Below are 19,825 nucleotides of genomic sequence, written 5' to 3'. Positions count from 1 at the left end.
ACTTTTGTAAGTTATCTTACTGTTTTGTAAGCTTATAAACCACTTGGTTTGATGGTCCACAGTTACCGGTTACGTCATTTGTAAACGCAAGGTAAAGCACTGTATCATCTTCAGTATCGTAAGCCTCACTTGTTGTAGCCGGGCCAAAAGTATAAGGAGAACCCTGAGTACATACACAGTTACCAGAATTAGTACCTGAAACAACTAAACCACACTTAAGCTCAAACGCAAAGTTATTACGGGTTGTGCTACAGAAGTTAGGGAAGTTATAGGTAGTAAATATCCTTACGTTAGGGTTAGCCGGGTCTACAGTAACTGCACGTACAGCACCATCTTCAAGTACAGGACCATCTGCACCCGCTTCAGTAACCTGCTCAAGAAGGTAGTTACCTACTCCAAAAGTAGAAGGCACAGGGCATGACCTGTAAATAGTAACAATAGTTTCATCCCTGTCTACAGTAAAGCTACCGTCAGTTACTATATTAAGTACAATAGTTTTGTTTTCGCCTTCAGCAAGCTCATCAAAATTACCTGTAATCTTAATTTGTGCATTATACTCGCCTGCAGGTATTACATAAGTAGACTGGTCAATAGTATATTCTACACCAGCTATAGCTGTAGATGACTCGTCAACCTGAACGGTAAACGTTCTTGGCTGGTCTGAAACCGTAGTCGAATTAACAACTACATAGCCAACGTTTTCTCCTTCTGCAGGGCCAACTCCTATATTTTGTGTAGCAACATCAAAAGCAAGCATTGTCTGGCCTCCGCGGTTATCAAATACAACCTTATCCTCTTCGCACCCAGTAAGTACAAGGGCCGAAAAAAGCACTAAAGCAACAGATTTAAATATATTTTTCATTCTTACTAGTAGATTTTAATTAGTTACTGTAACCTGGGTTTTGTACAATGCCCGGGTTAGCTACAGATTCTTCAAACGGAATAGGCATTGTCCACCTATAGTCAGTATTAGGAAGTGTACAGGCGTTGTTGAATGAACAATCCTGAGGATCCCTTGAAACGCTCTTACCTGCTTTAACACCAAGACGCTTAATATCAATATACCTGTGGCCTTCAAAAGCAAATTCCCTCCTTCTTTCGTCAAGAACCATACCCCATGCACCTTCAGATGTTGTAGGAGCAGCAAGGGTTGTAGTAGCGCGGGCTGTCCTTACAAGGTTAACCTGTGCAGCAACATTAGCATAATCGTTAACGCTTGCATAGTATTCAGCCCTTATAAGTACCATTTCACTAAACCTGAAAAGCTGTAAGTCACCATTAAGGTTAGCACCTTCTGTAAGCTTATATTTACCTACAGGAAGAACATCCTGAACAAGATAATCACTATAAGAAAGCTCACTATAGTTAGGAGCTACAATAGCAGACTCATCTACAACCAGAAAACGGCGAACGTCACCCGGAAGGTACTGGTTAAACAGGTCGCGGCCCACTTCAAAGAAAGGAGAACCTGATACTGTATTGTTAACTGATGCCCAGTACTGGTAGAAGTTACCGGTTGTAGTACCAGCAGCAGGAATTCTTTCAAGTTGCCATATAGCCTCGCTGTTAATAGAGTTTGTATCCAGGAACATACCAAGGTATGCAGCAGAAGCAGGAAGAATAAACTGAGGTATAGCATCAAGTTGGTCTACATACTCTTTAGCCTGTGCATACTGCTCCCTGAAGGCAGCTATACGTGCCCTCATGGCAAGTAGCGTATACTGGTTGATGTAGTTAAGGCCACCGGCAGGCTGACCTATTGGAGTAATATTAGCAGTTGCAAAGTCAAGGTCGCTTAATACAAGTGCCCAAACTTCACCTGCAGTAGCCCTTGGAAGTTGGGCAGTACTTTCAGGAACAAAATCAATTGCAATTACACCAAGAGCGCTGTCATCTGCCATATCAGGACAAAAATAGCTCATAAGCTTAAGGTGTCCATAAGCCCTTAGTGCATGTGCCTGTGCAAGTATATCATTCTTATCGGCTTCATCATCGCTACCGGCTTCAACTTCTACAAAATCAGCACCAACAATAAGCCTGTTAGCAGCATTTATAAGAGAATAGTAACTTACCCATATAGTAGCCGGGTCGCCTGTGTTATTGTTAAGAAGGAAAGCAAGGTCGCCACCTGTACCCTGCCCACCGTTGTTAGCACCAATAGATGCTTCATCAGTAAACAGCGATGTAAAGTAAATATCAGATTCACCCGGTACAGCACCATAAACCCCTATAAGGCCAAGTTCAAGGTCCGCCACATTTTCATAGGTATCTTCAGGCGAAAGTTCGCTTGGCTGCGTAATATCAATTGCATCTTCACAAGAAGTGAAAGCAAGAGATGCCAAAACAAAATATAATATTCTAAATTTATTTTTCATTTTTCTTCAATTTTTAAAATTCTACTTCTAATCCAACAGATAGAATACGAGGGGTAGGATATTGATAAACGTCAGCAGCACGGTTACTTTCAGCATCCCATCCTCTCCACTTTGTTAGTGTAAACAGGTTTTCTGCTTGTAGGTAAACCCTTGCGCCAGACAAGAAGGTCTTATCAAGAAGGTCTTTTTTAAACTGGTAACCAAGGCTTGCATAACGTAGCCTTACATATGAAGCATCTTTAAGATACCTGTCAGAGAACTCATCTGTACCCTGGTTAGTGTAACGCAGTGCAGGTATATCAGTTACCCTGTTATCAGTAGTCCATGCATTAAGAAGGTCTGCAGACTGGTTCATCACACCAATATCTGTAGGATCCTGTAGTGAACTAAGGTCATAGTCATACCTCCATATATCAGCTACATAAGAGAACTGAGTAGTTAAGAAGAAGCCTTTGTAGCTTGCATCAAAACCAAAACCACCCTGGAATTTAGGGAAGAATGTCTTACCTGTAAACCTTTTATCAGTTTCCGGATTAGGGTTTTCTGTAAGGTTACCTTCAGCATCATAGAATAAAAGGTTACCGTTAGCAGGGTTAACACCAGCATAAGGAATTGAATAGAACTCGTTTAGCGGGTGGCCTTCTGCAAGAATTTGAAGGTCACCTTCTACACGTCCTGATTCGTTAGCTATATCAAGTACTTTGTTTTTGTTATAAGAACCGTTAAAGTTAAGTGTTAATTTAAAATCATCGTTCCTTAAAACATCATAAGCAAGCTGAAGTTCTACACCCCTGTTTTGCATTGATCCATAGTTACCAGGTATACCATAAGTACCGTTAACACCTGAAAGAGGCAGGGTTAAGAAAAGGTCATCTACAGTTTTGTCATAAAGCTCTACAGTACCCCTAAGCCTTTGCTCAAATACTTCCCATTCAACACCTAAGTTAAATTGTTTAGTAGTTTCCCATTTAAGGTCAGCATTACCCAACTGTGCAAGGCCGTAACCCGGCATGTTAGCATAGCTTGGAGATATAAGGCCATATAGTGTACGAGAATTGTTTGCAGCACTATAAATACTTTGGCCAATAATGTTTTGGTTACCTACAGTACCATAAGAAGCCCTTACTTTAAGAAGGTCGAAACCTGCATCTTCCATAAAGTCTTCCTGGTCTATATTCCACCTACCAGAAACTGACCAGAATGTACCCCAACGGTTAGTAGCTGCAAACCTGTAAGAAGCATCACGACGCACAGTAGCACCTACACCATATTTTTGGCTATAGTCATAATCTGCAGTTGCAAAATATGAGAAAAGACCAGCACTACCTTTACCTGCACCTACACTTGGTATGTAGAAGTTAGGAGTTGCAGGGTTAAACGGTATATAACCGGCACCATTACCCGGCTCAAATACTTTAGGGTCAAGGCCGTTCTGAGTGTAGCTAAACGTTTTGAAGTGAGATTTGTAGTATTCTGTAAATGCAGCTACATCAAGAGAGTGTTCGCCCCAGCTTTTGCTGTAGCTAACGTTTGTATTTACGTTAAACGACACATCGCGAGAGAAAGACTCTCCCTGGAAACCAAGATAATCCTGACCATCAACCTGGTAAAGTAACTCTGTAAATGAAGCAGGGCTAGATACAGTAAGACCATTGATTTCAGTAAAGTCAGTACCAAAACTACCACCAATAGATAGGTCATCAGTAATTTTATACTTACCCTGGAAGTTAGCAAGCGCTTTAATCTCGTTAGACCTGCCTATGTAAGTATCAAGCTGGTTTAAAAGTAAAAGCGGTGTAAGGCTTAAACCTGTACTACCAATAGGGTTAGTTTCATCTGGGCTTGAGCCGGTTTGATACCACTGAAGCAATTGGGCACCACTCTGGTACATACCAGGAGTTAAATATGGCAAACCATTGTTTGCACCCACTACAGGGTTAATGTTTACTGCACCCTCACCTAACCTTGAAGCCGTATTGCTTACAGAGTAGTTGAAAGTAAGAGCGGTAGTATATGTAAATTTATCGTTTTTACTTTTACCACTAAGGTTATTCCTAAAACTAAACCTTTGAAGGCCTGTGTTTTGAAGAATACCTTCCTGATCAAAATAACCTATTGATGTAAAAGAAGCAAGATTTGCACCACCACTGGTTAAGCTAATTGTATGGTTTTGAGAAACACCTGTCCTGAAAAGCTCATCTTTCCAGTTAGTACTTGTGTTATAATTAGCAATTTCCTCATCTGTTAACTGCGTACCATAACCCCTGCCGTATGCTTTTTCAAGACCAAGTAACTGCCTTGAATTCATAGTACGGTATTTGTTATTTTGCATTTCGGTAAAGCTTGTTACACCCTGGTAAGTAACTTTAAGCGGAGCATCAAAACTACCTTTTTTAGTAGTAACAACAATTACACCGTTAGCACCCCTGTTACCATAAATAGCAGTTGCACCGGCATCTTTAAGAACCGAGATAGACTGGATATCATTAGGGTTTAAGCTCCTGAAGTTATCAACATTCAATGGAATATTGTCAATTACATACAAAGGCTCTACGTTACCGTTAATAGAACCATAACCCCTAAGAATTACAGTACTGTTAGCACCCGGCTGACCAGAACCTGTAGAGATGTTAAGACCCGGAACCTGTGCCTGTAGCGTTTGTATAAACGAGGCATTTGGCCTACCACCTATCTTCTCTGCAGTTACAGTAGTAATAGCATCGTTAGAAAGTGGCCTTGAAGTAGTTTTATAGTTAGTAATAACCACTTCTTTCAACTCTTCAACCATTGTCTGGTCATAAGTAGTTAAATCAGTTACCTCAACCGACCTGGTAGTGTTAACATAAGTAAAAACAAGTGTTTGTCCTTTAGCAACAGAAATTTCATAGTGCCCGTTCAAATCTGTCACAACAACAGTAGAAGGACTTTCTTTAACAAGAACTGAAACACCTGGTAACGGCATACCATCACCGTCAGTAATAACGCCCGAAACCGTTTTTTGCTGCGCAAACGCAAACTGAACAAAAAACGCCAGTAAAAGCGTAAAAATCCAAGTAAACTTTGATTTCATATTAAAATTAATTTGAGTTAGTTAAGCTGCAAATCTATTAATTAATTTTAAAATAACAAATATTTAAGACAGCAATATCCTTTAAATTATTTAAATTTTTCTCACTGTAAACAGTAAAACCACAATAAATTTTTAACAATTGCATTCATAAGCATCAATTTTTTTAATAAAAAAAAGCAAACACAAATTTTAACACTTGCGTTTGCTTTTAAGATGCTTAAATATGAAGCAGGTTGCGTAGTTTTTAAATAAAAAGCATAACTTTTTATTTTATAGCAACTTTTTTAACCTGCTGTTGTGTGCCGTTTACTATTTTAACAAAATAAACCCCAGATGACAAGCCTTTAACATCTACAGAAGATTCATTTGTTGTTAAAGCCGCATTTCTAACCTGCCTGCCCTGTATATCATAAACCGAAAGAGAGGCATTATCCTGCAACGAAACATCTGTAACCGATACATTAATTACATCTGTAGCAGGGTTAGGCCATACATTAAACAAGTCTGCCCTGTACTCTGCCGCATTACCTATATTATCTGTAATACCAGAAACAATTACTGAGAATTCCTGAGAAGGAACAGCCCCTGTACCCGGATTTTGAAGTGTAGTTCCTTTATGAGAAACAGTAACAGTATACCACTCAACATCAGGAGAAGCTATTTCAACTTTTTCTATGTTATCTACAGTATTATCTCCTTTTACCGCAGCAGCAGTTGGGCTGCTTCCCAACCTCCATGGCATATAAGTATTATCATTTCTTGTAACCCTTATATCAAGGTCGTTTATCAAAGCCTTGGTATTACCCAAGCCCTGGTTAGCACCTACAAACTTCGCAGGGTCTGTCCAGGCAAGTGTAGCAATTAGCGGTTCGTTACCTGCAGCAAGAACACTAAATGTAAATTCTTCGCCCGGCAAAAGCGTTAACTCCTGAATAACCGAAGTATCACCTGCACCGCTTATAATCTGGGCCATACGCTTTGTATTTAGCAATCCCCAGCCAAAACGCGCATCTGGCCCGTCTGCACTACCACACTCATCAGCAGCATGGGCTACAAGCCCCCTAAGGGTTGCAGACTTCATGAAGTTGCCATCGTTTTGGTTATAGAAATGCTCCTGAACAAGCAAAAGAGAACCTGTTACACCAGGACAAGACATAGAAGTACCACTTATACTACTTGATGCTGTATCGCTTGTATTCCATGAAGAAAGCACGTTTGAACCTTTAGTAACAATATCCGGTTTAATACGGTTATCATTAGTAGGCCCAAAACTACTAAAGCCCGCAAGTGTTACACTTGATGGGCCTGTATAACTGCTTACCTGGTTAACAGCACCTACAACTATAGCATTTTTAGCCATTGTCCTGTCCGTAAGGATATCATAGTTAGAACTGTTAGAGTTATCATTACCCGCAGAAAAACATGGTGTATAGTATTTTGCACCAAAAGTAACCTCATCAACCTGCATAGCTTCTTCACGATATTCTCCCCTCCAGCTTGCAGGTATCAAATCAAAGTTATAACCATAAGAGTGGTTTGAAAGCAACAAGGCTTCTACAGCCGCCTGCTGTGCCATTTCAGCATAGTCATTATCATAACTATACACAAGGGCAAAAGCATCTGTTGCCATACCTTTTGCACCAGGCGTGCTTACACCCGCGCCAATCATAGTACCTAAAACGTGTGTTGGGTGGTAGTGGTTAGGTACCGGTGTACCATCATTAACAGCCAGTCTTCCTACAAAATCGTCGTGCGTAGCCCTTGGGTAATCTCCGTCCCACATACCTACCACCATAATACTGCCGGTAAGGTTAAGGCCAAGGTCTCCGCCCGGCTGTAGTGAATTAGTGCGCGATGTAAGGGCCGACCCAACGTTATCTGTAGTAAGATAAAGAGGGTTACCATCTACAACATCTACTAATAAAGAAACACCTTTATCGTCACTGATTTTTTCAGGCCAGTTATAAATTTTAGCTTGCTTAAGTGCTTCAGCACGCTTTGCTTCATACTTTGCAGTATACTCTGCAGAAAGTTCAAGCAGGCGCTTTACATCTGTGCCCTTCCTTATTTTAGCTTTTTGCTCTTCGGTTTTTTGTGCATAGGCACTAACACCAAAAGACATTCCGGCCATTAACAACAGTACGGAAAGTGTATTTTTTTTCATGACAGTTATAAAAATTATTGATAGTTAATAGCGTTTTAAAACAAATGTTAGAAAAACAGGCAGTTGAATTAAAACAGTTTAGCAAAAATATAAATTATCTGAGATTAACATACAATAATTTTAATTTTAACTTAACAGATTTTAACTTTGTTTACTTTTTAAACAAAAACATTATGCTGGCTCTTAAATATTCTACTCATTTATATGAAACCGGAACAGACGAAGCCGGACGCGGGTGCCTGGCCGGCCCTGTAACTGCAGCAGCCGTTATATTGCCCGATGATTTTGAGATGCCACGGCTTAACGATTCTAAGCAGCTTAACGAAAAAATGCGCTATGAGCTGCGCCCGCTTATAGAAGAAAAGGCTTTGTGCTACCATGTAGTACACATACAGCCCAATGTAATAGATGAGATAAATATACTTAATGCCAGCATACGCGCCATGCAGGACTGCATTAAGCAGCTTACCCCCCAACCGCAGTATATTATAGTAGACGGCAACCGTTTTAAGCCGGTTAAAAACATTCCGCACAGTTGTATAATTAAAGGAGACGGTAAGTACCTAAGTATTGCCGCAGCATCGGTACTGGCAAAAACATACAGGGATGACTATATGGAGCGCCTGCATGATGAATTCCCAATGTATAACTGGAAAAACAACAAGGGCTACCCTACCGTTGCACACCGCAATGCCATTAAGCAATATGGCACCACACCACACCACCGCATGAGCTTTCGCCTGTTACCCGAACAGCTTCAAATTGAATTTGAAACCGGAAAATAACTCCTATATATTATAGTGTGATTTTTTCGGCGGGTTGCAACTTTACAATTTCGGCTTCAAACAGCTGCGAAAAATAAGCCAGTATCTTATTTTTCACTTCCTGCTCATCTACATGGGCAACACCCAGTTCTACATTTAAAGATGTTACACCCTTGCCCCTAATGCCACATGGAATAATATTATCAAAATAACCCAGGTTGGCATTTACATTAAGTGCAAAACCGTGCATAATAACCCAGCGCGATGCCCTTACACCCATGGCGCATATTTTTCGGGCAAAGGGCGTGCCCACATCAAGCCACACGCCGGTTTCGCCATCACTACGTTCGCCTCTAAGGCCATAGTCTGCCAGCACCATAATCATGGTTTCTTCCAGCAGGCGCAGGTATTTGTGTATATCTGTAAAAAAGTTTTCAAGGTCAAGCACAGGGTAACCCACAATCTGCCCCGGGCCGTGATATGTTATATCGCCCCCCCTGTTTACTTTATAGTATACGGCATCTTTTTCGGCAAGCTGCTTTTCATTTATAAGCAGGTTACTAAAATCGCCGCTTTTGCCCAGTGTATAAACGTGCGGATGCTCAACCAAAAGCAGGTAATTAGGGGTTTGGGTAGCAGTACCCTCCCTCCTGTTGGCTATTTTAATATCTACCGTTTGCTGAAAAAGGGTTTCCTGGTAATCCCACGCTTCTTTATAATCCATTACACCCAGGTCCTGTAGCTCTACTATCTTATTCATTGCATTACATCTAAATACATTACAAAGTTACAAAATACTAAGCCTGGTTTTACAAAACAAAAAGCCGCACCTTGTGGCACGGCTTTACATTATTTTTTAATAGGGGGTTATTCAAAAACAACCTCAAGATCCATAGACTTAGGGTTATCCATATAATCTACAAGCTGATACACTACGGTAACAGTCTTTTTATCATCGCTTATTTTACCTGCTTTGTTAGATACTGATTTAATTTTCTTAGGAAATTTGTAGTTAACCGTATATGTAGAGCCTTCAAATGCCTGGTACAACTGGGCCATTATCTCATTCTCCTCCTCTTCTTCTTTCGGTGGCACCTCAGCTACGGTTTTCTTAAACTTTTTACCGTCATAAGAATAGGTAATAGCAGGTTCGGCATCATCAAGGCCCATATCCGGCATACCTTCTTCCTGCATACCCTGGGCAGCGCCTTTTAAAAAGCCTTTCTTAAATTCAGATGTACCGTTCATCATGTTAACAAGTTCACTGGCATTTTTAAACTTGTTGTCAAATGTTATTTTAAGTTCGCCGCTTTCGCTGTCCATAAGCAGGTGCCCTTCAAGGTTTTGAAGCGCCTTAATCCTGTCCTGCTCAGCTTTGGGCAGTTTGGCAATACTATCAGCCTTGCCTTTAAACACCTCACGGAAGTTAAAAGTAGAGTCAATACGCTCTTTTTTATCGCCCATTTGGCCGCCGGCCATAGCCATTAGCTGTTCGCCGTCCATTTCAAGTTTCATAACACCACTGCCGTCTTCGCTAAAAGTAATGGTTTCATTAATATTACATGAGGTGGTTAAAAACCCAACAAAAGCGCCAAGCGCCAGTAGTAATCTTGTTTTCATTATTGATTAGTGTGATTATTTAATGCCAAATATATACTTTTTAAAATTCCTGTAACATATCTGTTTGATAATTTGGCCTCATTGCTTATTTATACGGATTAACATATCTTTGCACGCTTAAAACATTAAATAATCATGCAGCTTTCAGAACAAGAAATTATCCGCAGAGAAAAACTGGACGCGCTGAGGAACCTCGGCATTAATCCATATCCCGCTAACCTGTATCCGGTAGACACTACAAGTAAACAGGTTAAGGAAAACTTTTCTGAAGGCAAGAAGGTGGTTTTAGCCGGCCGTGTAATGAGCATGCGCATACAGGGCAAGGCTTCTTTTGCCGAGCTTCAGGACAGCGATGGCCGTATACAAATTTACGTTAACCGCGATGAAATTTGCACCGGCGAAGACAAAACCCTTTATAACGAGGTGTTTAAAAAACTGGTAGACCTTGGCGACTTTATAGGTATTGAAGGTAAGCTGTTTACTACCCAGGTAGGCGAAAAATCGGTTTGGGTAGAAAACTTTACCCTGCTTAGCAAAACCCTGCGCCCGCTTCCGCTACCAAAAACAGATAGCGAAGGCAATGTATTTGACGGTTTTGCCGACCCAGAGCTGCGTTACCGCATGCGCTATGTAGACCTTGTGGTTAACCCGCAGGTTAAAGAGGTATTTGTAAAGCGTACAAAGCTGTATACTGCCATGCGTAACTTCTTTAACGATAAAGGATACTTTGAGGTAGAAACCCCAATACTACAGTCTATTCCCGGTGGTGCCAGCGCAAGGCCGTTTATAACACACCACAACAGCCTTGATATTCCGCTTTATATGCGTATTGCCAATGAGCTGTACCTAAAACGCCTTATTGTGGGCGGATTTGACGGTGTGTATGAGTTTAGCAAAAACTTCCGTAACGAGGGTATGGACCGCACCCACAACCCTGAGTTTACGGCTATGGAAATATATGTAGCCTATAAAGATTACAACTGGATGATGGAGTTTACCGAAAACCTGCTGGAGCACTGCGCACAGGCGGTTAACGGTACTACAGAAGCCACCTTTGGCGAACACAAGGTAGATTTTAAAGCGCCTTATGCACGCGTAACCATGACCGACGCCATTAAGCAATTCACCGGCTTTGACATTACCGGAAAATCCGAAGAAGAGCTTTATGAAGCTGCAAAAGGTATGGGTATTGCCGTAGACGAAACCATGGGCAAAGGCAAGCTTATAGACGAGATATTTGGCGAAAAATGCGAAGGCAACTTTATTCAGCCTACATTCATTACCGATTATCCTATCGAAATGAGCCCGCTGTGTAAAAAACACCGCGATAACCCTGAACTGACTGAGCGTTTTGAGCTTATGGTGTGCGGCAAAGAAATTGCCAATGCCTACAGCGAGCTAAACGACCCTATAGACCAGCGCGAGCGTTTTGAAGCGCAACTGAAACTAAGTGAGCGTGGCGACGTTGAAGCCGCACAGTTTATTGATAATGATTTCCTTCGTGCGCTGGAGTATGGTATGCCGCCAACAAGCGGGCTTGGTATAGGTATGGACAGGCTTATCATGTTCCTTACCAACAACCCAAGCATACAGGAAGTGCTGTTCTTCCCGCAAATGAGGCCGGAGAAAAAAGGCCCTGAGCTTACCGAAGATGAAAAAGCCGTTGCCGAACTTCTTAAAGCTGCCGGACAGCTGGCCCTTGATGCACTTAAAACCCAGGCTGGCCTGAGCGGCAAGAAATGGGATGCCGCAATGAAAGGCCTTTCTAAACACGGGCTTGTAAAAGTTACCGTAGAGGGCGACAGCAAAACGGTTGAATATAAAGGATAAACCCTTAAGTAACAATACAAAAAAGCCTTTGAGTTTCTGCTCAAAGGCTTTTTTATTTGCTGCAAACCACAGGCATCAAAAAAAATTAACACAACCCGTAATTAAACTTTTTATTTTACTGAATGTCTTATGGATATAACAATTAAAAAATAAAAAATATGAAAACGTGGATTGTAGCAATGGCAATGATGATGGGGTTAACAATGAGTGCACAGCAGCACAACAGGAGGCATGATGGTGAACATGGCCCACGCAAAGAACACCGCGACCCATTTACCCCCGAACAAAGGGCTGAACTTAGGGCTAAAAAACTAACCCTGCAGCTTGACCTTACTGATAAGCAGCAAACCGAACTGCAAAAAGTATTTACCACCCAGGCTAAAGAGAGGCAAACCGCCATGGAGCAGCATAAAGCCAACCGCGAAGCAGGTAAAAAACTTAGCCCCGATGAACGCTTTGCAATGCAAAACAGGAAGTTAGAAAATCAGATTTCGGCTAAGCGCGAGCTAAAGAAAATACTAACAGAAGACCAGTTTGCAAAGTTTGAGAAGATGAAGCACAAGCGCCATGAGAAAATCACAAAGCGTGCTAAAAAAATGAAAAAACACCACAGGAGATAATTTTTTAGTGTTAAAGTTTTGTGATGTTTTACAAAATAGTTAGATTTGGCTTTATAAACACTAAACAAATACCGTTTATCATGAAAAAAATAATTGCTTTATTCGTTCTTATGCTGGGTGTTAGCTTTACGGCAAGCGCTCAGAAAAAAGCCGTTGCCAAACCTGCCCAGACTAAAGAGCAGAGGGCACAGGCAGCTGAAATTCAAAAGGGTGCCCAGGCAGATACAAAAGCCCTTAATGAATTTGTAAAACTATCTGATGACCAGATGGTAAGTTTCAGGGGCCTATTTGAGTACAAATACCGTAACCTTGCAGAAGGACTTAGCGATGAGCGTAAAAAAGCCCTTGCTGAAACTATTGAAATGAAAATAAACGCTACACTTACACCAGACCAGGTTACTAAGCTTAGCCAAAACCCTACGCTGCTAAACCAGCTTACAGGTAAAAAATAATTTCTTTATTAAAAGATAATCTGAGCCGCTTACAAAAGCGGCTCTTTTTTTTAAATTGCCATAAATAATTTACTATCAAACCTTTGCCGCAAGCAACAAAATAATTAGATTTGACTTAATAATTTTTTAACCACCCGCTATGAAAAAGATAATTGCTTTATTTATTGTTATGCTTGGCGTTAGCTTTACAGCAAGCGCCCAGAAAACGGCTAAGCCTGCCGTTGCTGCCAAACCTGCTGCCGTAGCCGACAGCAAAGAATCTAAAATACAGCAGGCAGCTGTTAACGATACCAAAATCCTTAATGAAACCGTAGGCGGCCTTACAACAGCGCAAATGCGGGACTTTAAAAGCCTGTTTGAGCAAAAGCACCGTTCGCTTTCAGACGCTCTCACAGACGAGCGCAAAAGCTCAATTTGGCAGGCTATAGATGCCAAAATAAAAGCCACATTAACACCAGAGCAGCTTGAAAAACTAAACAGTAAGCCGGAAGTGCTTAAAAAAATTACGCACTAAGAAGTTTATTGAATAAACAAAAACACCCCTGAAATTTCAGGGGTGTTTTTGTTATGTATTGCTACAACACTACAATGTATCTGCTACTTTTTCTATTGCCTGCAGTGTAAAGTTAAGGTCATCATAAGTCAATGCATCAGTAATAAACCACGTTTCATAAGCCGATGGTGCTATATAAACCCCTTCAGCCAGCAGCCCGTGAAAGAACTTCTTAAAACTGTCATTATTACCATAGCCTGCCGTTGCAAAATCAGTTACCGGCCTTGCATCAAAATGTACCGATATCATACTGCCCACACGGTTTATGGTAAAGGCAATGCCTTTCTTTTCAAGTATGTTCCTTATACCCGTTTCAAGGTACGATGTTTTGGCATCAAGCCTTATAAATATTTCGGCATCGGCGTCAAGGGCTTTCAGCATTTCAAAACCGGCAGCCATAGCCAGCGGGTTACCGCTTAGTGTTCCTGCCTGGTATACCGGCCCAACCGGCGCCAGGTAATTCATAATCTCGTTACGGGCAGCAAAAGCCCCTACAGGGAGCCCGCCGCCTATTACCTTGCCAAACGCTACAATATCAGCCTTTATGCCAAATAATTCCTGCACACCACCTTTAGCCAAACGGAAACCCGTCATTACCTCATCAAAAATAAGCAATGTACCATTAGCATCACACAGGTTTCTTAAGCCTTGCAAAAAGCCCTCAGCGGGGGGCACACAACCCATATTACCTGCAACAGGCTCTATAATTATGGCCGCTATTTCTTTAGGGTTAGCCTCAAACAATGCCCTTACATTATCAAGGTCGTTATAGGTAGCCAGCAGCGTGTCTTTAGCCGTGCCCTGCGTTACACCCGGGCTGTTTGGCGTACCAAAAGTTATGGCACCACTACCCGCCTGTATCAAAAACGAATCAGAATGCCCGTGATAGCAGCCTGCAAATTTTATAATCTTTTCCCGGCCGGTGTAGCCACGTGCCAGGCGAATAGCACTCATACATGCCTCTGTACCGCTGTTTACAAAACGTATTTTATCAATATTGGGCACCATGTTTACCGCCAGCTTTGCAATCTCGGTTTCAAGCGCGGTTGGCGTACCGAAAGACGTACCTTTTTTAGCTTTTTCAATAACGGCATCTACCACAGGTGCATAGGCATGGCCTAAAATCATAGGCCCCCATGAGTTGATATAATCTATAAGGCGGTTGCCGTCTTCATCATAAAGATAGGCGCCTTTTGCTTCTTTTATAAAAATTGGTGTGCCCCCCACGGCTTTAAAAGCCCGTACCGGAGAGTTTACGCCGCCGGGTATTACCTGCTCTGCTTCGGCAAAAAGGCGGCTGCTGCGTTCGTATAACATAAAATCTTTATTTTACTTTTAAAACCTGCCCTATAGAAAGGGCGTTTGTAGTAAGGCCGTTAAGCTGCATAAGCTGGTCTACGGTCAGGTTGTGCTTTTTAGAGATAGAATACATGGTATCGCCCTTAACCACTTTGTATTCATTTGCGCCTACAGATGCTTCTTCTTTAGCGGCCTGGCTGGCAACAGTAGGCGCCGGTTTAGGCGCACTCACTACCGCAGGCTCGTTCTTAACTTTAGGCTCATATTTTTTACTCAACACCTCAGCGTCATATTGGGCAAGGTCATAGCGCTCAATAAGGCCGGTTAGCTTTTCAGGATATTTTGGGTCGGTAGCATAGCCCGCAGCCCTAAGCCCTTTAGCCCAGCCCTGATAATCGTCTTTATCAAGCTTAAACAAAGCGGCATAGCGCCCGCGTGTGGTAAGGAACTGTGAGTGGTCTTCAAAAGACTCAGATGGCTTTGCATACTTACGGAAACACTCCTGTGCAGAATCATCATCATGGTATACCTTATCCCCGGTCCAGTCGGTATGGCATTTTATACCAAAATGGTTGTTTGCGGTAACGCAAAGTGTACCCTTACCTGCACCGCTTTCAAGTATACCCTGCGCCAGCGTAATACTGGCCGGTATGCCATGCCTGCGCATATTGTCTTTGGCAATATCTTTATAGGTATTAATGTATTCCTTTACAAGGTCGGCATACACGGTGGTTTTAGAGGTAGACTCCAGCACCTCTACCTGCCTGTCGTCTTTTTTATTGTTTGAAGCGGTTTCGGTTTTAGAAACGTGTGTAGTACGGGTTTTTTTAGGCTTATTTTTAGTAGTCTGGATGTGGGCTTTGCGGCTGCCGCAGCTTGCAGATACAGCACCGATGAGTAGTAAAACACAAATTTTCCTTAGCATTATATCACGTTTTTATTACAGGTAGTTTTTTTCTTATTAGTTCGTTATTCATTCCCGCTATGCCCTGCAAGCCGCCCGTATGTATGAGCAAAATGCGCGCGCCCTGCGGAAAAAGGCCTTTGTTAACCCTGTCTATAACGCCAAAAAACAGCTTTGCCGTATACACCGGGTCCAGCAATATGCCGGCCTTCTCAAAAAAATCATTCATAAAGATAATAAGCTCGGGTGTTACCTTGCCGTATCCGCCAAAATGATAGCCTTCAACCAGCTGCCAGTTGCCTATTTGGGCAAATTTAAGGATATCAGCCGATAAACCCGCCCCTTTTAACACCGGAAAGCCCAGTACCTGCTGGTGTGGGTTAGCGCTGTTTATAATACCGCTTATGGTGCCACCTGTACCCACAGCCACGCAAACGTGTGTAAATACATCATCTTCAGGCGTTAGTATTTCTTCGCAACCTTGTATGGCAAGTGCATTAGTACCACCTTCCGACAGGATGTACACATCGCCATATTTGGCTTTAAGCGCTTCAATAAAAACAGGGTCGGTTTTTTGCCTGTAGGCTTCCCTGCTTACAAAGTTAAACGTCATACCGCAACCCTTTGCAAAAGAAAGTGTTGGGTTATCCCCAATTTTATTAACCAGTTCTTCTCCCCTTATTACGCCTATGGTTTTAAAGCCATACTCCTTGCCTGCGGCAGCTGCGGCGGCTATATGGTTGCTGTAAGCCCCGCCAAAAGTGAGCAGCGCAGTTTTACCCTCAGCCTTAGCCTGTAGAATATTATACTTAAGCTTACGGAATTTATTACCCGAAATATGCGGGTGCAGCAAATCTTCACGCTTTACGGTAAGCGTTATGTTGTGTGGGAGTTGTATATCTATCTCCTGGTTCATACTGCAAAATAACACATAATGGCTACCAAAGGCAAGCCCACATATTATTTATTGCCATTTGGTAAATCTTTCAATTTACTTTTTACATACTTTTGATAGCATATTTACTACCCAATGTTTCTATACATACTACTTTCTATACTACTATTGCTTATTGCAGCAGTTTATCTTTTCTTTCAACATCCAAAATTTGGCAAAAAGGCTAAGGGCCAGAGGTTGCAGCACATACTGGCCTCACCACATTATCGGGATAACGAGTTCCAGAACCAAAGCTACACACCCAACCTGAGCGAAGGCGCCACAATGTTTAAAGTATTCGTAAAATTCTTTTTTGGGAGGGATAAGCGTAACAAGCCTTCGCAACCTATACCATCGCAAAAGCATGACCTTAAAAACCTTGACCCCAACCAAAACCTGCTGGTGTGGTTTGGGCATTCGTCTTACTTTATACAAATAGATGGCAAAACAATACTAATTGACCCGGTACTGAGTGGCTATGCTTCACCTATTGCAGCCACAACAAGGGCATTTAAAGGCAGCGATATTTACAAGGCAGAAGACATGCCTGAAATTGACTACCTGTTTATTAGCCACGACCATTGGGACCACCTGGATTATGATACCGTTATTAAGCTAAAGCCAAAGGTTAAAAATGTAGTGACTAGCCTTGACAACGGCGCACACCTGGAATATTGGGGCTATAACGCCGCTATTATTCAGGAAGGCGACTGGAATGATGTTCTTAACCTTAAAGACGGCTTTACGGCCACTGTAGTGCCCGGCAGGCATTTTTCGGGGCGGACGTTTATACGCAATAAATACCTGTGGGGCGGCTTTGTACTGCAAACACCAACGCATAAACTGTTTTTAGGCGGTGACAGCGGTTATGACACCCATTTTAAAACCATTGGCGAACAGCACGGCCCATTTGACCTGGCTTTGTTAGAATGCGGGCAGTATAACGAATACTGGCACCACATACACATGATGCCCGAAGAAGTGGTTACCGCCGCGCAGGAACTACGTACCAAAAAGCTGATGCCGGTGCACTTTGCAAAATTTGCACTTGCCCTGCACGCCTGGGATGAACCTATTATCCGTGTAAGCGCTGAGGCTGAAAAACAGGGCATGCCACTGATTACACCCCTGATTGGGCAGCTGGTTAACCTGGAGCAGGATATTATTTTTGAGAAGTGGTGGGAAACAATGGAACGCGGATGACACAGATTTTTTATTCTTTCAACCTGTTATTGTGCCGCCTGATTCGCAACTTAGCCTCATTCCAGTCTACGTAATCTTCCTCTTTAGCATTAGCCATTCGGTTTAAAACAATGTCCTTATGCCATTCTGGTATATTCTCTTCCATATTTTTAGTCCTTAATAATCAGCACCGGTATTTTAACCTTATGCCTAACAGCATCTACGGTAGTGCCAAAAATAAGGTCTTTAAAGAAGTTGTGGCCATGTGCACCCAGTATCAGGATATCAAAAGTGCCATTTTCATTAATGATTTTTGGTATTTGCTTTTTGGGGCTGCCAAAGCTTAGCTGTACCGAAACCTTGTATCCCTGTTCCTGTAAACTTTGCTTGTAGCGCTCTAAAAATTCTTTATCGGTATTGGTTTCAAAATCCTGTGCCTGCTCGCCGTGCACCATAGCGCCAACGGTTTCTACAATATGCATAAGGGTATAGTTTGCGCCCCTGCCCCCAAGCTGCAATGCCGAAGCCAGCGTTTGGCTGTCGGTTTTACTAAAATCAAGGGCTATGGCAATATTTTGGTACATGTGGCGCTCAGGCAGCTCATGCAGCACGGCAGGTGTAAGGTGCAGGCCGGGCGTATTTTTAGCCCTGCTCTTCAACACAAACGGTTCAATGGCTATATACACCAGCATACCCGCGGTAAAGGCCACTACGGGCACTACAACACCCCAAATAAGCACAGGGTTATCGGTCTCGGTTATCCAACCGTGTAATTCATCATATACAAGGCGGGCATTGAGCCCCACAATAACCAGCGCTATGGCCCAGGCAGCCGCTTTTGTCCACGGGCCTATGGCAAACTCTTTCATACGGGTTTTATCGCTCACAAAATGGATAAGCGGTATTATGGCAAAGCCCAATTGCAAACTCAATACCACCTGGCTAAATACCAACAGACTCCCGGCTGATTCTTCGCCGTAATAGGCAATGGTTAAAAACGCCGGTAATATGGCTATAAGGCGCGTAACAATGCGGCGCACCCACGGCTGTATGCGCAGGTGCAGGTAGCCTTCCATTACAATTTGACCTGCAAGCGTGCCCGTTATGGTACTGCTTTGCCCGGCGGCAATAAGCGCCAGCGCAAACAGTATAGCCGCCCAGTTACCCAGCATAGGTTCCAGAAGTTTATGTGCATCCTGAATATCGGCCACATCGTGGCGGCCTATGGTAAAGAACGTACTGGCTGCAAGTATTAATATAGCGGCGTTTACAAAAAATGCCAGGTTAAGCGCTATAACAGAATCGACCAGGTTATATTTAATAGCCTGTTTTATACCCTGAAACGTGCGGTCGAACTTACGGGTTTGCACTAACGATGAGTGCAGGTACAGGTTGTGCGGCATAACCGTAGCACCAATAATACCTATGGCAATATACAGTGCCTCCATGCTTGGCATGGTGGGTACAAGGCCGGTTACCACTTCACCAATATCGGGCTTGGCAAAAAACATTTCTGCTAAAAATGAAAGGCCAATTATGGCAATAAGCCCTATAATAAACGCCTCCATTTTCTTGATGCCTTTGTTCATAAGGAACAGCAGCAGGAAGGTATCAAACATGGTTATGCCCACCCCCCACAGCATGGGCAGGTCAAACAGCAGCTTAAGGCCTATGGCCATACCCAATACTTCGGCAAGGTCGCACGCGGCAATGGCAATCTCGGCTAAAAACCACAGGAACAGGTTTACCGGCTTGGGGTAGGTTTCGCGGCTGGCCTGTGCCAAATCACGTCGCGCTACAATACCCAGCCTTGCGCTAAGCCCCTGTAGCAAAAGCGCCATAATGTTACTCATGAGCAGTACCCAGAGTAGGCTGTAGCCAAAACGGCTGCCCCCCTCAATATCGGTAGCCCAGTTGCCGGGATCCATGTAGCCCACGCTAATCATGTAGGCGGGGCCAAAAAATGCCAGGAACTTTTTCCATGGCGACTTGGCCTGGTTTACACTTACGCTTTCGTGTACTTCTTCAAGCGAATGGTTGTTGCTGTGTGGTGCCATG

General features: G+C 42.8%; 16 protein-coding genes. 6 read left to right on the top strand and 10 right to left on the bottom strand.

Features of this window, described 5'->3' with window-relative positions; genetic code table 11:
- Positions 1 to 16: 16 nt before the first annotated feature.
- The 4 genes from AM279_RS18850 to AM279_RS18835 form a co-directional block, all read right to left on the bottom strand.
- Complete coding sequence (locus tag AM279_RS18850) at positions 17 to 862, bottom strand: DUF4843 domain-containing protein (RefSeq protein WP_054409599.1); 846 nt, start codon at positions 860 to 862, stop codon at positions 17 to 19.
- A 19-nt stretch (positions 863 to 881) separates the two neighbouring features.
- Positions 882 to 2,375, bottom strand: coding sequence for a RagB/SusD family nutrient uptake outer membrane protein (locus tag AM279_RS18845; RefSeq protein WP_054409598.1), 1,494 nt, complete (start codon positions 2,373 to 2,375; stop codon positions 882 to 884).
- Positions 2,376 to 2,388: 13 nt separating this feature from the next.
- On the bottom strand, positions 2,389 to 5,445 hold the full coding sequence (locus tag AM279_RS18840) for a SusC/RagA family TonB-linked outer membrane protein (RefSeq protein ID WP_054409597.1): 3,057 nt from the start codon (positions 5,443 to 5,445) through the stop codon (positions 2,389 to 2,391).
- Positions 5,446 to 5,710: 265 nt separating this feature from the next.
- Entirely contained in the window at positions 5,711 to 7,609 is a 1,899-nt protein-coding gene (locus AM279_RS18835) for a S8/S53 family peptidase (protein WP_054409596.1), read from the bottom strand.
- A 173-nt stretch (positions 7,610 to 7,782) separates the two neighbouring features.
- Between AM279_RS18835 and AM279_RS18830 the strand changes: the two genes are divergently transcribed.
- Positions 7,783 to 8,394, top strand: a complete 612-nt coding sequence (locus tag AM279_RS18830; protein ID WP_054410416.1) for a ribonuclease HII — start codon at positions 7,783 to 7,785, stop codon at positions 8,392 to 8,394.
- A gap of 10 nt (positions 8,395 to 8,404) precedes the next feature.
- On the opposite strand, the gene lipB is transcribed toward AM279_RS18830, so the two are convergent.
- On the bottom strand, positions 8,405 to 9,133 hold the full coding sequence (gene lipB, locus AM279_RS18825; protein ID WP_054409595.1) for a lipoyl(octanoyl) transferase LipB: 729 nt from the start codon (positions 9,131 to 9,133) through the stop codon (positions 8,405 to 8,407).
- A gap of 107 nt (positions 9,134 to 9,240) precedes the next feature.
- On the bottom strand, positions 9,241 to 9,993 hold the full coding sequence (locus tag AM279_RS18820) for a MucBP domain-containing protein (protein ID WP_054409594.1): 753 nt from the start codon (positions 9,991 to 9,993) through the stop codon (positions 9,241 to 9,243).
- 135 nt (positions 9,994 to 10,128) lie between these two features.
- Here AM279_RS18820 and lysS point away from each other — a divergent pair, with 135 nt between their 5' ends.
- The 4 genes from lysS to AM279_RS18800 all read left to right on the top strand — a co-directional run bounded on the left by lysS (position 10,129) and on the right by AM279_RS18800 (position 13,409).
- Positions 10,129 to 11,823: a lysine--tRNA ligase gene (gene lysS, locus AM279_RS18815; RefSeq protein WP_054409593.1), complete on the top strand. Its 1,695-nt coding sequence runs from the start codon at positions 10,129 to 10,131 to the stop codon at positions 11,821 to 11,823.
- 158 nt (positions 11,824 to 11,981) lie between these two features.
- A complete protein-coding gene (locus AM279_RS18810; protein WP_143090318.1) occupies positions 11,982 to 12,443 on the top strand; it encodes a DUF4890 domain-containing protein in 462 nt (153 codons plus the stop codon).
- A gap of 80 nt (positions 12,444 to 12,523) precedes the next feature.
- On the top strand, positions 12,524 to 12,895 hold the full coding sequence (locus AM279_RS18805) for a hypothetical protein (protein WP_143090317.1): 372 nt from the start codon (positions 12,524 to 12,526) through the stop codon (positions 12,893 to 12,895).
- A 139-nt stretch (positions 12,896 to 13,034) separates the two neighbouring features.
- Positions 13,035 to 13,409 (top strand): hypothetical protein, encoded by a 375-nt coding sequence (locus tag AM279_RS18800; RefSeq protein WP_054409590.1) that lies wholly within the window; start codon positions 13,035 to 13,037, stop codon positions 13,407 to 13,409.
- Positions 13,410 to 13,478: 69 nt separating this feature from the next.
- Here AM279_RS18800 and hemL read toward each other — a convergent pair whose 3' ends face one another.
- Genes hemL through AM279_RS18785 form a run of 3 tightly spaced genes read right to left on the bottom strand, consistent with a single transcriptional unit; the run spans position 13,479 to position 16,567 of the window.
- A complete protein-coding gene (hemL, locus tag AM279_RS18795) occupies positions 13,479 to 14,765 on the bottom strand; it encodes a glutamate-1-semialdehyde 2,1-aminomutase (RefSeq protein WP_054409589.1) in 1,287 nt (428 codons plus the stop codon).
- Between the two features lie 7 nt (positions 14,766 to 14,772).
- Positions 14,773 to 15,672: a glucosaminidase domain-containing protein gene (locus AM279_RS18790; RefSeq protein ID WP_054409588.1), complete on the bottom strand. Its 900-nt coding sequence runs from the start codon at positions 15,670 to 15,672 to the stop codon at positions 14,773 to 14,775.
- Between the two features lie 4 nt (positions 15,673 to 15,676).
- Positions 15,677 to 16,567 (bottom strand): 1-aminocyclopropane-1-carboxylate deaminase/D-cysteine desulfhydrase, encoded by an 891-nt coding sequence (locus tag AM279_RS18785; RefSeq protein WP_054409587.1) that lies wholly within the window; start codon positions 16,565 to 16,567, stop codon positions 15,677 to 15,679.
- A 114-nt stretch (positions 16,568 to 16,681) separates the two neighbouring features.
- Here AM279_RS18785 and AM279_RS18780 point away from each other — a divergent pair, with 114 nt between their 5' ends.
- The gene (locus AM279_RS18780) at positions 16,682 to 17,788 is read left to right on the top strand and encodes an MBL fold metallo-hydrolase (protein WP_054409586.1); all 1,107 of its coding nucleotides are present in this window, start codon (positions 16,682 to 16,684) and stop codon (positions 17,786 to 17,788) included.
- A gap of 149 nt (positions 17,789 to 17,937) precedes the next feature.
- Here the strand turns inward: AM279_RS18780 and AM279_RS18775 are convergent, their stop codons facing one another.
- On the bottom strand, positions 17,938 to 19,824 hold the full coding sequence (locus AM279_RS18775; protein ID WP_054409585.1) for an Nramp family divalent metal transporter: 1,887 nt from the start codon (positions 19,822 to 19,824) through the stop codon (positions 17,938 to 17,940).
- Position 19,825: the final 1 nt, after the last annotated feature.

It is taken from the genome of Flavobacterium akiainvivens, from assembly GCF_001278115.1.
Classification (GTDB): Bacteria; Bacteroidota; Bacteroidia; order Flavobacteriales; family Flavobacteriaceae; genus Flavobacterium; species Flavobacterium akiainvivens.
Note: the sequence above shows the minus strand (reverse complement) of the source record. Positions and strands in the feature narration are given on the sequence as shown.